Annotated in this window: 12 protein-coding genes, 1 pseudogene and 1 riboswitch; of the genes and pseudogenes, 6 read left to right on the forward strand and 7 right to left on the reverse strand. The window is 52.0% G+C overall.

Going from position 1 to position 13,707, the window contains the following annotated elements:
• Nucleotides 1-49: 49 nt before the first annotated feature.
• Both tnpA and FYJ62_RS06230 read right to left on the reverse strand, forming a co-directional pair.
• Nucleotides 50-493 (reverse strand): annotated as a pseudogene (gene tnpA, locus FYJ62_RS06225) (IS200/IS605 family transposase).
• 246 nt (nucleotides 494-739) lie between these two features.
• The gene (locus tag FYJ62_RS06230; protein ID WP_154548838.1) at nucleotides 740-1,225 is read right to left on the reverse strand and encodes a hypothetical protein; all 486 of its coding nucleotides are present in this window, start codon (nucleotides 1,223-1,225) and stop codon (nucleotides 740-742) included.
• A gap of 98 nt (nucleotides 1,226-1,323) precedes the next feature.
• Here FYJ62_RS06230 and FYJ62_RS06235 point away from each other — a divergent pair, with 98 nt between their 5' ends.
• Nucleotides 1,324-2,022, forward strand: coding sequence for an NAD-dependent protein deacylase (locus tag FYJ62_RS06235; protein ID WP_154548840.1), 699 nt, complete (start codon nucleotides 1,324-1,326; stop codon nucleotides 2,020-2,022).
• Here FYJ62_RS06235 and FYJ62_RS06240 read toward each other — a convergent pair.
• The gene (locus FYJ62_RS06240; RefSeq protein ID WP_154548842.1) at nucleotides 2,019-2,393 is read right to left on the reverse strand and encodes a DUF488 domain-containing protein; all 375 of its coding nucleotides are present in this window, start codon (nucleotides 2,391-2,393) and stop codon (nucleotides 2,019-2,021) included. The genes FYJ62_RS06235 and FYJ62_RS06240 overlap by 4 nt on opposite strands.
• Nucleotides 2,394-2,500: 107 nt before the next feature.
• Here FYJ62_RS06240 and FYJ62_RS06245 point away from each other — a divergent pair, with 107 nt between their 5' ends.
• From FYJ62_RS06245 to FYJ62_RS06255, 3 genes are all read left to right on the forward strand, one after another.
• Nucleotides 2,501-3,130, forward strand: coding sequence for a DNA-3-methyladenine glycosylase (locus FYJ62_RS06245; protein ID WP_154548844.1), 630 nt, complete (start codon nucleotides 2,501-2,503; stop codon nucleotides 3,128-3,130).
• Nucleotides 3,131-3,241: 111 nt separating this feature from the next.
• A riboswitch (Lysine riboswitch) is annotated at nucleotides 3,242-3,419 on the forward strand.
• A gap of 108 nt (nucleotides 3,420-3,527) precedes the next feature.
• Nucleotides 3,528-5,105 carry an ABC transporter substrate-binding protein/permease gene (locus FYJ62_RS06250; protein WP_154548846.1) on the forward strand — a complete coding sequence of 526 codons (1,578 nt, stop codon included), beginning with the start codon at nucleotides 3,528-3,530 and terminating at the stop codon, nucleotides 5,103-5,105.
• A gap of 1 nt (nucleotide 5,106) precedes the next feature.
• Complete coding sequence (locus FYJ62_RS06255) at nucleotides 5,107-5,868, forward strand: amino acid ABC transporter ATP-binding protein (protein WP_154548848.1); 762 nt, start codon at nucleotides 5,107-5,109, stop codon at nucleotides 5,866-5,868.
• A gap of 92 nt (nucleotides 5,869-5,960) precedes the next feature.
• Here FYJ62_RS06255 and FYJ62_RS06260 read toward each other — a convergent pair whose 3' ends face one another.
• Entirely contained in the window at nucleotides 5,961-8,783 is a 2,823-nt protein-coding gene (locus FYJ62_RS06260; RefSeq protein WP_154548850.1) for a GGDEF domain-containing phosphodiesterase, read from the reverse strand.
• A gap of 209 nt (nucleotides 8,784-8,992) precedes the next feature.
• Here FYJ62_RS06260 and FYJ62_RS06265 point away from each other — a divergent pair, with 209 nt between their 5' ends.
• Nucleotides 8,993-9,472 carry an S-ribosylhomocysteine lyase gene (locus FYJ62_RS06265; RefSeq protein ID WP_154548852.1) on the forward strand — a complete coding sequence of 160 codons (480 nt, stop codon included), beginning with the start codon at nucleotides 8,993-8,995 and terminating at the stop codon, nucleotides 9,470-9,472.
• A gap of 233 nt (nucleotides 9,473-9,705) precedes the next feature.
• A complete protein-coding gene (locus FYJ62_RS06270) occupies nucleotides 9,706-9,924 on the forward strand; it encodes a hypothetical protein (protein ID WP_154548854.1) in 219 nt (72 codons plus the stop codon).
• A 55-nt stretch (nucleotides 9,925-9,979) separates the two neighbouring features.
• Here FYJ62_RS06270 and FYJ62_RS06275 read toward each other — a convergent pair whose 3' ends face one another.
• From FYJ62_RS06275 to FYJ62_RS06285, 3 genes are all read right to left on the reverse strand, one after another.
• Nucleotides 9,980-10,243, reverse strand: coding sequence for a hypothetical protein (locus FYJ62_RS06275; RefSeq protein WP_154548856.1), 264 nt, complete (start codon nucleotides 10,241-10,243; stop codon nucleotides 9,980-9,982).
• Nucleotides 10,244-10,411: 168 nt separating this feature from the next.
• A complete protein-coding gene (locus tag FYJ62_RS06280) occupies nucleotides 10,412-12,115 on the reverse strand; it encodes a peptidoglycan endopeptidase (protein ID WP_154548858.1) in 1,704 nt (567 codons plus the stop codon).
• A gap of 330 nt (nucleotides 12,116-12,445) precedes the next feature.
• Nucleotides 12,446-13,561 carry a C40 family peptidase gene (locus tag FYJ62_RS06285; protein WP_154548860.1) on the reverse strand — a complete coding sequence of 372 codons (1,116 nt, stop codon included), beginning with the start codon at nucleotides 13,559-13,561 and terminating at the stop codon, nucleotides 12,446-12,448.
• Nucleotides 13,562-13,707 lie beyond the last annotated feature (146 nt).

The following is a 13,707-nucleotide window of genomic DNA, read 5'->3' on the forward strand; positions in this document are numbered from 1 at the left end:
ATCTGACTTGCGCTTGCGTATTGCCATGTCGCTTCCTCCTTTCTAGCGTTTAGTGAAACGGTCTATTCCATTGCGTCTCAATGTATTTCTTGACGACAGCTTCGGTTGTCACTCCAATGCTTCCTGCATAATAGCTCGGTGACCAGACGTGACCACCCCAGAAGTATTCCTTCATCGTTTCCGGGTACTTTTCAAAAAGCCACTTGGCCGTAATGCCTTTGAGCTTCTTGACGATATTTGTCACGCTCTCTTTGGGTTTGGCAGACAGCAGAATATGCACGTGAGTTGGCATTATTTCCAGAGCCTTGACCGTATACTCATTCTCACGGCAGATCTGCAGGATCTTGTCCTTGAGTGAATCGACAATAATCGGATTAGCCAAGGTTTGGTTGCGATACTTGGTACACCATACGATGTGGCAATTGAGGTTGTATACGTAGCCTCGTCAATGGATGATATCTGGCTCATCATTTCTAAATTCGTATTTAACCATATGAGTCGTACCTTCTTTCATCATTTGCAGTTCTTTAGCTATTTATATTATATCGCATGCCGAACTAATGTTCACGTACTAAAGCAAAAAAAGAGGGCGATTCAACTCGGCATTGAAATGCCAAGTTTTCTCGCCCTCAACGTAATAAACAGCAATATTTTAATCAACAGTAAATGTGCCAAAAAGGACATGACCTACGCGAAAGCGTTCTGGGTCATGTCCTTTTCTTCTGTATTGCTTTTTTGTCTAGCCTATCTGGCGGAGGTCGATGCTGACGCCGCTGTTCAAGTGGCGGAGCAGGAACTCGTGTACCTCGCTGGCCTGCTTGTCAAAGCGCATGTAGTAGATCTGGTGCTTGGCCGTTTCCAAGGCCGCCAGGGAAATATCGCCCACGCCGGCGGGCGGGGCGGTCAAGACCACGTGAATGATCTCATTGTAGCGCAGGGTCCGGCGGAAGTAGCCGCTGAGCACTACCCGCTTGCTTCCCAGGCCCGAAACGGCATCAACCAGGCAGGTCAGGATGAACAGGGCCAAAAAGACGTTGAAGCCCGGCTCCCCGATGTCCAGGTAGTCCCAAGCATAGCCGATCCAGATCAGCAGCACTGGAAAAACAATCGCGGACCAGCGGTAGCGGGCTTTCAATTCCAGCGTTGCCTGCCAGTACCAGCTGTAGCCAGCGTAGGCAGCCAAAAGGACGTCTATCACTATGTAAAACATCGAATCAACTGTCATTTTTGCCACCTCTTTTGCTTTTGTTAAGCACATTATAGCAAACTCGGGGTTTATAATTGAGTTAACCGCTTAAGAACTAGTTTAAGAAAGGATAAAGCATGGACCAACAACTTTTGCAAGAATTCAAAGCAGACTTAAGTGCCGCCCGCCATCCGGTCTTCCTGACCGGTGCCGGCGTCTCAACCCACTCCGGCATCCCCGACTACCGGTCCAAGACCGGGATCTATAACGGCGTCAGCGAGCCGCCGGAAACGATTTTGAGCGAGGACACCCTCTTCAACCGGCCGGAGCTCTTCTACAGCTTCGTCATGCAGAACATGTACTTTCCGGAAGCCAAGCCCAACCTGATCCATGAAAAAATAGCCGCGATCTGCAACGAAAAGGGCTACCTGGTCACCCAGAACATCGATACCCTGGACGCTAAGGCCGGCAACCGCCACGTCACCGAATTCCACGGCAACCTCTACGACATCTACTGCAGCAAGTGCCACAAGCAGCTGACCTACGAGGATTATGCCAAGGGCTACCGGCATGAATGCGGCGGGATCATCCGGCCAGGCATCGTCCTTTACGGGGAAGGGATCAACCCTGACAACATCAGCAATTCCGTCAATCACATTGCCAACAGCGACATGGTGATCATCGTCGGCACCAGCTTCGTGGTCTACCCCTTCGCCGGCCTGCTCAACTACGCGCCAGCCAGCGCCAAGCTGTGGGCCCTTAACCTGACTGAGATTCCGGCCGCCGGCATCAAGCAGCTCACCGGCGACGCCTTGGACGTTTTCAAGCAGCTTTAGCTTTTCTGCCTGCCGTTTTCAGCTTCAAGATATTCCTTCAGGGCGACGGCCTGGTTGTGGTCAAGATTCTTGGCCGCGAACAGGAACAAGACGTCGCCCTGTTTCAATTGCTCTTTGAGCAAGTCCCTGAAGTCAGCCACGGCCGGATTCTGGTCCAGCTCCGCGAAGTACTTCCGCTTGAATTCCGGGTACTTCGCGTCTTCATGGCCAAACCACTTGCGCAGGTCATTGCTTGGCCCCAGCTCCTTGGCCCACAGGTCCAGCTTGGCCCGCTCCTTGCTCATGCCCCTGGGCCACAGGCGGTCAACGAGGATCCGGAAGCCCACTGGCTGCTCTGAATCATAGATTCTGACTAATTTGATTTCTCCCATCTTGTTGCCTTCTTTGCTTTGGATTCTAGACTCTTTATTTACTTTTTTACCAATTTGGTCAAAAATAATATCGACTAAAATAAATTATATTCCTAATGGAGTCTAACATGAACTACCAAGACTATTTTTCCAGTATGCCCACGGCGAACCTGGCCAAAGACCTGCTCGGCCGACCTTTCAGCTACTTTGACGGGCAAGAGCGCCTGGGCGGCTATATCGTAGAAGCTGAAGCCTACCTGGGCAAGCAAGACCGGGCGGCCCACTCTTATGCCGGCCGCCGCAGCCAGGCCAACGAAGGCCTTTATGGACCGCCAGGCACCATCTATATCTACTCCCAGCGCCAGTACTTCTTCTTTGACGTGGCCACCCAAGCCAAAGACGAGCCCCAAGGCATCCTGATCCGGGCAATCGAGCCAGCCTTTGGCCTGGAGCGGATGATCCAGAACCGGGGCAAGGACGGCGTCCTCCTGACTAATGGCCCGGCTAAGCTGATGCTGGCCTTGGGGGTCAATTCCCGGGCCTGGGACTGCCAGCCCCTGGACCAGTCGCCCTTTGCCATTGACCTGGACCCGCGTAAGCGCAAGGCCGCCAAGCAACTCATTGCCGCGCCCCGGATCGGGATCAACCAGTCGGACCCCTTCTGGGCTAGCCAGCCCCTGCGCTTTTTCGTCGCCGGCAATCCTTACGTTTCCGACATGAAAAAGCGCGACTATGATCCAAACCGCGGCTGGCTGTAAAGGATATGGCTTTCTATTATCCACTTATCACTTTTTGTCAAAGTAAGCGTTATCTTAGCTTGACAGATTATTAAAAATATTTTAGGCTTTTCCTAGTTAGAAATTATTATCCAATACAATAGAGGTCGCGATTGTTCACGAACACGGGCTGAATCCACGAATCGATGCAGAAGCCTGGCAGTAAGGGATATCGCCGAAACCAACGGCTTGGTCGTGCAAGACGCTGGTTGGGCTGCGGGAGAAGATCCCGTAGACTGTCCTGGCCCTGCCAGGGAGTGCTATGATTTTTGGTATTAAATACTGAATTTTACCACCCTCATTGTTCAAGCAGTGAGGGTGTTTTGCTTTCGCTTTTATTGTATTTCATATCTGTGTATATTATGGAGGTTTTATACAGATGAAGTTAAAGAGAAGCTGGATCAGCGCGGTCCTGGCCTTGGTCCTGACCCTGGCCACGGGCATCGCCCTTTCACGGCCAGCCAAGGCCGACAGCGACACGCTGAAGATCGGTATGGAAGCCAACTATGCTCCATACAACTGGACCCAAACGACCAAGGCCAACGGTGCCGTTAAGATCGACGGGACCAGCTCATACGCCAACGGCTACGACGTCAAGATCGCCAAGATCATCGGCAAGAAGCTGGGCAAGAAGGTCATCGTGGAAAAGACCCAATGGGACGGGCTTTTGCCAGCCCTGACCAGTGGCAAGATCGACCTGATCATCGCCGGGATGAGCCCAACGGCAGAACGCCGCAAGGCCATCAACTTTACCAGCCCTTACCGGACGACCAATTTCGTGGTCATCATGAACAAGAACAGCAAGTACGCTGACGCCAAGTACCTGACTGACTTCAAGGGGGCCAAGCTGACCGCCCAGCAAGGGACCTTGCACTATGACCTGATCAAGCAGCTGCCAGGCGCCAAGCGCGAGCCAGCTTCCAAGGACTTTTCCGCCATGCGCGAATCTCTGGAAGCCGGGACCATCGACGGCTACGTGGCTGAAGACACGGAACTGACTTCCTTCAAGATGGTCGACTCCAACATCGTCGGGGTCAACCTGTCCAAGATGAAGGGGCTGAAGGTTTCCACCAGCGACGCCGAAGTTTCCATCGGGGTCAAGAAGGGCAACGACAAGCTTTTGAATGACGTCAACAAGATTCTGGCCAGCATCCCTGAAAGCAAGCGCCAGGCCTTGATGAAGGACGCCGTGCACCAGCAGCCGCAGACCAACACCAAGAAGGAAAACTGGCTGGTTTCCATGATCAAGAACTACGGGAACATGATCCTCGAAGGGATTGGCATGACCTTGCTGATCTCCCTGGTCGGCACCATCGTCGGCTTCTTCATCGGCCTATTGGTCGGGATCGTCCGGACCATTCCAGAACCGAAGAAGAAATTCAAGCGCGGCCTGCTGGCCTTCTGCAAGTGGCTGCTGTCAGTTTACGTTGAAGTCTTCCGGGGCACGCCAATGATGGTACAGGCCGCGGTTATCTACTACGGGGTAGCCCAATTCTGGCACTTGAACATGAACAGAACCTTTGCGGCCTTGGTCATCGTCTCCATCAACACTGGGGCCTACCTGGCCGAAGTCATCCGCGGGGGGATCATCTCTACCCCAGAAGGCCAGTTCGAAGCCGCCAGTGCCTTGGGGATGACCCACAACCAGAGAATGTGGCACATCATCCTGCCGCAAGCGATCAGAAACTGCCTGCCATCAATCACCAACGAGTTCATCGTCAACATCAAGGATACTTCCGTCCTGAGCATCATCTCAGTTTCAGAACTGTTCTTTGTTGGGTCAACCATCGCCAGTCAAAGCTTCCAATTCTTCCAGACTTACCTGGTCATCTCAGCAATCTATCTGTTCCTGACCTTTACGATCACCCGCATCTTCAACCTGATCGAAAAGCACATCGAAGGTCCGGAAAACTACAACATGATGGCAAACCAAGTGCAAGTAGGAGGAGACAAGTAACATGGCTGACTACGAAAACAATAAAATTATCTTGAGCGTCCAGCACTTAAAGAAGAGCTACGGCCAGCATGAAGTCCTGCGCGACATTTCTTTTGACGTCCACAAGGGCGAAGTCATGACCATCATCGGCCCTTCCGGCGGCGGCAAGTCCACCATGCTGCGCTGCATCAACCTGCTGGAAGATCCAACCGGCGGGAAGATCCTCTTCCACAAGGACAACATCCTGGACGAAGACTACAACATTCCAAAGTACCGCTCCAAGGTTGGCATGGTCTTCCAGCAGTTCGAGCTGTTCAGCAACAAGAACGTCCTGCAGAACTGCATGGTCGGCCAGGAGCTGGTCTTAAAGCGGTCCAAGGAAGAAGCCCGGAAGATCGCCATGGAGAACCTGAAGCGCGTCGGCATGGACCCTTACATTGACGCTAAGCCAAGACAACTGTCTGGTGGCCAGCAGCAGCGGGTTGCCATTGCCCGGGCCGTCTCCATGAACCCGGAGATCCTGCTCTTCGACGAACCGACTTCAGCCCTTGACCCGGAAATGGTCGGGGAAGTCCTGGACACGATGAAGAAGCTGGCTAAGACTGGCTTGACCATGATCGTGGTCACCCACGAAATGGCCTTTGCCAAGGAAGTCTCTGACCAAGTCATCTTCATGAGCGACGGCCTGGTTACCGAAAAGGGGACGCCAGATCAGATCTTCAACCATCCGCAAAACGACAAGACCCAGAAGTTCCTGGCCAACTTCCGTGGTCCGCAAATCTAAGGCATGCAAAAAGCGTCTTGGAAAAACTCTAACGAATAAAAAGGCTTCTAGAAGTGAAAAAACTTCTAGAAGCCTTTTTTATTGTTATCTGCTTAGAGCTTTTCGAAGGTGTAGACATAGGCCTGTTTCTGCTTCAGCTGGTCGGTGGCCAAATAGCGGATCTCCAAGAGGTAGCTGACCCCGTTAAAGACGTAAACCTGGGACGCTTCAGCCCCATTGGCCGCTTTGCTTTCATCCATCAGCTTCAGCATGACTGACTGAAAGAGGTGGCTGCTCCCAGCTTCCTGGTTCCACCGGTCAGGGTGGTAGCCACTGTCCACCAGCACCTGTTGGTAGCTGTGGTTCATGAAGACAAAGTCCAGCTCATCGCCCTCCCGCTCGATCAAGCCGATCGGCAGCTTGATGCCTGGGTCCTGCTTTTGGCCATTGTCAATCATCGGATCAAACAGAACATTGACGTGGCTCAGGCGGTCATAGTAGTCATTTTCAGCCGGGTTTTCCACCTTGCTTTGGGCATAGTGGGTCAGCTGGCTTTCAAACTCTTCCTGGGGAACTGGCTTTGACAAAATGTAGCCCTGCAGCCGCTCGCAGCCAATCTCCCGGAGGAAGTCGGCCTGCTCTTGGGTCTCCACCCCTTCGCAAACCGTGTGCATCCCCATCTTTTTGGCCATATCAACGATCATGGACAGAATGGTCTTGATATGCGGCCGGACGTCAAAGCTGTGCAAGAAGACCATGTCGATCTTCAGCAGGTCAAAATTGTATTCATCCAGGTTGTTGAAGTTGGAGTAGCCAGAACCGAAGTCGTCCATCCAGACCTCATAGCCGGCCTCATGGAACTTGCCGATAGCCCGCTTCAGCTCCTTCGGGTTGGTGGCAATCGTGGATTCCAGGATCTCGATCTTCAGCATCTTGGCCTCCAGGCCATAGTGCCGGCGCAATTGGTCTACTTCGGCAAAAATGTCGCAGACCTGGAAGTCAACCCGGGACAGGTTGACGGAAATCGGCACCACTGGTTGCCCCTCCTTGAGGCGTCTAGCCAGCATCTCGCAGACCTGGCGGATGATCTCCAGGTCCAGCTTGTGGACCAGGTGGGCGTCTTCCAGAGTCTCCACGAAGAAGAAGGGGGTCAAGACCCCGTACTTCGGGTCATCCCAGCGGGCCAAGGCTTCAGCTGAGCAGACGGCGCCCGTCAGGCTGCGGACGTCAATCTGGTAGTAAGGCCGGATCCAGCCTGAGTCCAAGGCTTCTTGGAAGTGCTCCAGGACATAGGCCTGGCGCTCGAAGCTTTTGCTGACTTCCTGGTCATAGACCCGGTAGACGACGCTGCGGTCGTCCTTGATATAGCGCATGGCCAGCTTGGCCTTGTCGACCGCGATGGCCACTGAGTCCTGGTCACTTTCGCAGTAGTAGATCCCGGCCCGCAGGCCAACGGCCTCCTTATGGTTGATTTCAGCGGCTGCTTCGGTCAACAGCCGCTCCACGTCAGGATCAGCCGTCACGATCACAAAATTGTCTTCCGCGAAGCGGACCAGGATCCCCTTGGCAAAGCGCTTGTGCAATTCCTGGGCGATCCGCTTCAAAAGTGCGTCCCCCTGCTCATAGCCATAATGGTTGTTATAGGCCTGCATCCCCCGGATGTTGACCAAGACCACGGCCGGCTTATCGTAGATATGTTCTCTGACGTAGTTGCCGGCAAAGCTGTTGAAGTAATTGGCGTTAGGCAATCCAGTCACCTTGTCGACGAAGAAGTTGCCTTCCTGGTCGCCCTTCTTGAACTCACGCTTTTGCTCATAGATCTGCGATTCCGCGATCCGCAGCTGCATCTTCAAGTCCCCGTCAGCCGTGTCCGCCCGAACGAAGCCAACCACGACCTGCGGAATGGTGGCCAGTTTTTCCGCCAGGGCCGACTGCTTGATCGCGCTTTTCAGATCGTCAATAGTCAGGGCAACCGCGTTCTCATCTGCCAAGCGCAGGACAGCTAAAAATTCATCCCCGCCATAGTGGCAGCTGGACCCAAGAGCCGACTCCTCCAGGGCTTCGACTTTTTCGCCGACCAAGTAGACCGCCCGGTCGCCTTCCTCCCGGCCATAGATGTCATTGATGGACTTCAAGCCGTCCATGTCGATCAAAAGGATGTAGTATTCGCCCATCTCACCCTTTTTCTGAATATCTTCCAAGAAGCTCTTGAAGCGCTCGCGCCCCTTCAAATTGCTGAGGCTGCTCAAGGACAAGGTGTCGACGAAAACGCCAAACTGGTAAAGGTACAGGAAGATCAAGCAAAGCGTTGCCGCGAAGGCATAGAAGGGAATCTCGCCAAAGTAAATGTCGAGGGCGCCAAAAAAGACCATGACCAGCGGATAGGTCCCCGTGACCAAGTAGAAGTTCCTGACCGTCTTGGTTGGACTCTGACTGGCCCCGTGAACGGCCAAGGCAACCGTCGCCAAGGCATAAAAGGCTGGCACGCCAACCAACAGGCAGTTTAGCAGGCTAGTCAGCTTCATGTTCACCGACATAAACAAGGTTGGACTGGCAATGGAGACGAGGACCTCAAAGACAGCGGCTAAAATTGCCGGCAGGCAGACCAGCCAGCGCTTCTTCTTCGTGTCCGACATAGTCAGCTGCCCGCAACTGTCGATATAAAAGAAAATCGCCACGCTGACGACGTCCAGCATCAAGGCCTTGTAAAGGTTTAGCAGGATCATCAGCGGCCCCGCGACCGGCACGTAATGCCAAGGAATTACGGTGCTCAGCCCATCGCCAAGCAAATACATCCCTTGGGTAATAAAGACCCGGGAGAACCATTTTTCGCGTTTTCCATAGTTGGTGACCGCCTTCAGCGATGCATTCAGGCCAAACATGATGATGGCACAGAAGAATTCACTGATCGCGTATACTACCGTCGCTTTGATCATAAAAATTACCTATTCTTTAAAAATACCCTAGGATAATTGTACTCTATTTTAAGCAGGCTTAATAACAATTATCTTATATTTCAAAGAAAGCAGCGCCCTTTTGACAAGGCGGTGCAAAACATTATACTAAAGGTGACAAGAGCCAGTCCCTGAACTTTTCGGGGACTTTTCAAAAGCAAAAGAAACACAAAATAAGGAGACTATACATTATGGCTAAAGTTGAAAGCTTTGAATTGGATCATACTAAGGTTAAGGCACCTTACGTCCGCTTGATTACCGTTGAGGAAGGTCCTAAGGGCGACAAGATTTCCAACTTCGATCTGCGTCTGGTGCAGCCAAACAAGAACGCTATCCCAACCGGCGGCCTGCACACCATTGAGCACCTCTTGGCCAGCCTGCTGCGCGACCGCATGGACGGGGTCATTGACTGCTCCCCATTTGGCTGCCGGACTGGCTTCCACTTGATTATGTGGGGCGAGCACTCAACAACCGAAGTTGCCCGGGCTCTGCGCGACTCGCTTAAAGAGATCCGCGACGACATCACCTGGGACGACGTGCCAGGCACGACTATCAAGACCTGCGGCAACTACCGCGACCACTCCCTCTTCACTGCCAAGGAATGGTGCCGGGACATTTTGGCTGAAGGCATCAGCGATGATCCATTCGAGCGCCACGTGGTTGCAGACTAACAGAAAACAGTTTGAAAGCTCATGAAAAGATCCCGGATTTTCCGGGATCTTTTCATGTCTGTTACGGTTCTTTTACAAGTGCCGAAAAGGCCCATTTTGCCCTTGATTTTTATGATAATCGGACTAAAGTAGATTCAGAAATGAAAAAGTCAGCGTCGAGTGTTGTGAAAGAAAAAATGAGAATCAGAGATTTGGGTCCAAAAACGATTAGTAAGAATCTTTTGTCATTTATTATGTGGGGAGTTATTTTAACGGCCATTCTTTACTTCGTGCAGCGAAGCATGAACCGGCCAAATGACTGGCTCAACTTTATTCCAGTCTATATTTCCGGCTGCGGCACGGCAGAAGCGGTCGTGTGCGACTTACGGAATTCATCCAAGCTGATCATGGCCGCGGCGGCCACGATCGTTGGCATCATTTTGGCGGTTGTTTTTGCTACTTTGGCCGCTTAATTCAGATATAACGTTAAAAGCCCTGGGCAACGATGCCCAGGGCTTTTAACGTGTCCTATTCAGCGACGAAGACCACGTCCATTTTTTCCAATTCAGCATTGATATCTGGCTTGTTCAGGTAGTTGAGCAGGTCCTTGGCCCCATCAGAGAGCTCTTGGTTCATTCTCAAAGCAGTCAAGGCAAAAGCGAGCCCGTGCAAGACCTTGAACTTGTTTTCCCCGCGGTTGATGGCACTAACCGCGTCGATCACCAGCGCCTTTTCCTCGCTGTCAGTCAGATTGTACTTTTCCAAAAGGTTTAACTTTGCTTTTTCTTCCATAGCTTTGCCATAGCCTCCTTAAATTTCTGATTTCAATTATAGCCCTATTTGCCAAAAAAGCACAAAGTGGCCCCTCCTGGGACTTGGCTGCGGCATTTTATTGACAAAATAAAAAGCTCATCTAAGTTAGATGAGCTTTTTAAGGCGTTCTCCATTTAATGATGCTTTTTACAGGACGCGAACGGCAAAGCTTGGAGTGTATGAGCTGACGCTGCCGACCATGACGCTTTGGCCTGGGGCTGGCGCCATGACGTATTGACCGCCACCAAGGGCGATGGCTACGTGGTAAGCTGAGCCGTATGAACCCCAGAAGTAGAGGTCGCCTGCTTGAGCGTCAGCCACGCTGATCTTGGTGCCAGCGTATTGCTGGGTGTAGGTCGTCCGGCCAAGGTTGACGCCAAAGTGGCTGTAAACATATTGCACAAAGCCTGAGCAGTCAAAGCCCGCTGGAGTAGTACCACCCCAAACGTATGGCACGCCAAGGTAGTTCATCGCGTATGAAGTGATGCTGCCGGCAGTAGCGGAAGCAGTGGTGCTTGCCGCAGCCTTTGGAGTGGCCGTCTTCTTGGCCGTCTTCTTAGCCGCGGACTGCACGCTCGTGGTCTTGCTGCTTTGGCTGGCAGTGCTGGTTGGCGCTTGGCTTACGGCTGCCTGACTGCTTGCATTAGTTGCAGTGCTGGTCGTGTTGGATGCAGTTGACGTATTTGCCCCGTTAGCGTTCGTTGACGCACTAGTCGTGTTAGCTGCAGTTGACGTGCTTGCAGCGTTTGAGTTAGTTGCAGTACTAGTCGTATTTGCAGTGTTTGAGCTAGTTGCAGTGTTAGCGGCATTTGTACTGTAATCAGTCGTAGTGTTGGCACTAGTTGACTTGCTTGCGGTGTTAGCGTTAGTTGCAGCGCTGGTCGTGTTTGCGGTATTTGAGCTAGTTGCAGCGTTTGCACTGTAATCAGTCGTAGTGTTGGCACTAGTTGACTTGCTTGCGGTGTTAGCGTTAATTGCAGCACTGGTCGTATTTGCGGTATTTGAGCTAGTTGCAGCGTTAGCAGCGCTTGCATTGTAGTCAGTCGTTGCACTAGTGTTAGCTGACGTATCAGCAGTGTTGGCGCTATAGTCAGTCGTTGCACTAGTGTTAGCTGACGTATCAGCAGTGTTGGCACTGTAGTCAGTCGTTGCATTAGCGTTTGCTGACGTATCAGCAGTGTTGGCACTGTAGTCAGTCGTAGCGTTGGCGCTAGTTGAGGCATCAGTCTTAGTGCTGTCCGTACTTTCAGCATTCTTCTTTGCACTGGTATCAGTGTCTGCACTAGCCTTTGGTTCATCCTTCTTGGCTGGCGCTGGCTTAGCTGACTTTTCTGGCTGCTTTGTCGTCACTGACGCGGTAGTCGTGCTTGATACGGCACCGTAGCCGGCATTATCGTTAGCGGCCTTGCTGCTGTTGCTGCTGATCGTCGCGCCGCCAACCCCATAGGTGTTCAGGTTGGCATGCAGGATCAGGGTCTGGCCAATATAGATGGTGTCGCTGGTCAGGTTGTTGAGCTTCTTCAAAGCGCTGACCGTAGTGCCATACTTCTTAGCAAGTGACCATAAGGTATCGCCCTTAACTACTCGGTGGGTCTTGGCGGTAGCCAGCGCGGCTTCTGCCTTGGTTGGCACCTTCAAGGTGTCGCCAACGTAGATGGTGTCACTAGACAGCTTGTTGTACTTCTTCAAGGCATCAATCGTCACATTGTACTTCTTTGACAGGCCCCACAGGGTGTCGTTAAGCACGATCTTGTGATCCATTGCCGCATTCGCGTTCGCGCTGGTTGCAAAAAGGGCTCCAGAGGCAGAAATCGTTGCCAGAGTAGCCATAAACAGACTTTTCTTCTTCATTTAACGCAATTTCTCCTTAAACTCTTAATTAATTGTTATACTTTCTCACATCTTAAAGTATAACTTTTAGATGTTACAAATGGGTATTGCTAATGTTACAAAATGAAAAATAGCCTAGAACCCAACAGTTGAACCTATTTTACTACATTTTTTAATGGCGTGTGTTACAAAATTTACAAGTCAATTGCAAATCGATAACTTTTTGTTTACTTTTCAAAAAAGTTCCTGCCTGCCGCGGGAGATCCAGCCACATTTTTCCACAAACGCCAAAAAAGGACCCGTCTGGGTCCTTTTGGCCTTGCCGCGTGCTGGAATATTAGAGTCTCAAAATTAAAGAACACGAACGGCAAAGCTTGGCGCGTAATAGCTTACGCTGCCTACGGATACGTTTTGCCCTGGGGCAGGTGCCTGAATGTACTGGCCATTGCCAAGGGCAATCGCCACGTGGTAGGCTGAGCCGTATGAGCCCCAGAAATAAAGGTCACCTGGCTGGGCTTGGGATACGCTGATCTTGGTGCCGGCGTTTTCTTGAGCATAAGTTGTACGGCCCAAGCTGATGCCAAAGTGGCTGTATACGTACTGCACAAGGCCTGAGCAGTCAAAGCCGGCTGGCGTGCTGCCGCCCCAGACGTAAGGCACGCCGACGAAGCTCATCGCGTACGAAGCGATTGCGCTTGCACTGGCGCTGGTTGAGGCAGAACTTGCAGAGCCGCTTGGCGCTTGACTGACGGCTGCCTGGCTGGCAGCGCTAGCTGAGCTGCTGCCACTGGTACTACTGGTGGTTGAATTAGTTGTTGCGGAAGCCGCTGGCTTGTTGGAGTCGTTATTCGTTCGCGCGGCTTGACTTGTACCAGCGGCAGTCGTTTGACTGCTCGTCGCATTAGAGTCGGTAGTCTTGCTTGTATTGTTGTTATTGCCAGCAGCATTAGTCGGACTGGTCGAATTGTTGGCAGTGCTGCTTGACGCGCCCGAAGCGCTGTTAGCCGTAGTAGAAGTGCTGGTGCTTGACGCGTTTGCGGTATCCGCGCTAGCAGTGACAGTATTTGCGGCAGAAGCATAAAGACGCAGCTTTTGACCAACGTCGATCGCGTCGCTGGTCAAGTTATTGGCCTTCTTCAAGCTGGCGACGGTGACGCCGTACTTCTTGGCGATTGACCACAACGTGTCGCCCTTGACCACCTTGTGGGTAGTGGCCGTGGCCAGCTTGGCTTCCGCCTTGCTTGGAACCTTCAGGGTCTGGCCCGCGATGATCAGGTCGCTGGACAGCTTGTTGACCTTCTTCAAGGCCTTCACTGACACGCCATATTTTTGTGATAATGACCACAAAGTGTCATTTTGCGCGATTTCATGCGTCGTCGCGGCCATTGCCGTGGATGATGCCGCAAAAAGCGCGCCGCTGGCACTCAAAGTCGCCATGGTCGTCATTAACAGATTTCTTTTCTTCATGTTGATCGCTTATCTCCTTAAACTATTGTTTATCGTGGTTTGCCTGTGAGCATTTACAAGTATAACTTTAGGATGTTACAAACCGGTATACTTAAGGTTACAATTAAAAAAACAGCGCTCAGGCTAGTCCTGGCGCTGTTTTTCAC

Source organism: Lactobacillus porci (genome assembly GCF_009695985.1).
Classification (GTDB): domain Bacteria; phylum Bacillota; class Bacilli; order Lactobacillales; family Lactobacillaceae; genus Lactobacillus; species Lactobacillus absianus.

What these genes read in the sequence shown, in the direction of transcription:
- FYJ62_RS06230 (WP_154548838.1), bottom strand. Translation starts at nt 1,225, where the DNA reads ATGACAGTTGATTCGATGTTTTACATAGTGATAGACGTCCTTTTGGCT.
- FYJ62_RS06235 (WP_154548840.1), top strand. Translation starts at nt 1,324, where the DNA reads ATGGACCAACAACTTTTGCAAGAATTCAAAGCAGACTTAAGTGCCGCC.
- FYJ62_RS06240 (WP_154548842.1), bottom strand. Translation starts at nt 2,393, where the DNA reads ATGGGAGAAATCAAATTAGTCAGAATCTATGATTCAGAGCAGCCAGTG.
- FYJ62_RS06245 (WP_154548844.1), top strand. Translation starts at nt 2,501, where the DNA reads ATGAACTACCAAGACTATTTTTCCAGTATGCCCACGGCGAACCTGGCC.
- FYJ62_RS06250 (WP_154548846.1), top strand. Translation starts at nt 3,528, where the DNA reads ATGAAGTTAAAGAGAAGCTGGATCAGCGCGGTCCTGGCCTTGGTCCTG.
- FYJ62_RS06255 (WP_154548848.1), top strand. Translation starts at nt 5,107, where the DNA reads ATGGCTGACTACGAAAACAATAAAATTATCTTGAGCGTCCAGCACTTA.
- FYJ62_RS06260 (WP_154548850.1), bottom strand. Translation starts at nt 8,783, where the DNA reads ATGATCAAAGCGACGGTAGTATACGCGATCAGTGAATTCTTCTGTGCC.
- FYJ62_RS06265 (WP_154548852.1), top strand. Translation starts at nt 8,993, where the DNA reads ATGGCTAAAGTTGAAAGCTTTGAATTGGATCATACTAAGGTTAAGGCA.
- FYJ62_RS06270 (WP_154548854.1), top strand. Translation starts at nt 9,706, where the DNA reads ATGTGGGGAGTTATTTTAACGGCCATTCTTTACTTCGTGCAGCGAAGC.
- FYJ62_RS06275 (WP_154548856.1), bottom strand. Translation starts at nt 10,243, where the DNA reads ATGGAAGAAAAAGCAAAGTTAAACCTTTTGGAAAAGTACAATCTGACT.
- FYJ62_RS06280 (WP_154548858.1), bottom strand. Translation starts at nt 12,115, where the DNA reads ATGAAGAAGAAAAGTCTGTTTATGGCTACTCTGGCAACGATTTCTGCC.
- FYJ62_RS06285 (WP_154548860.1), bottom strand. Translation starts at nt 13,561, where the DNA reads ATGAAGAAAAGAAATCTGTTAATGACGACCATGGCGACTTTGAGTGCC.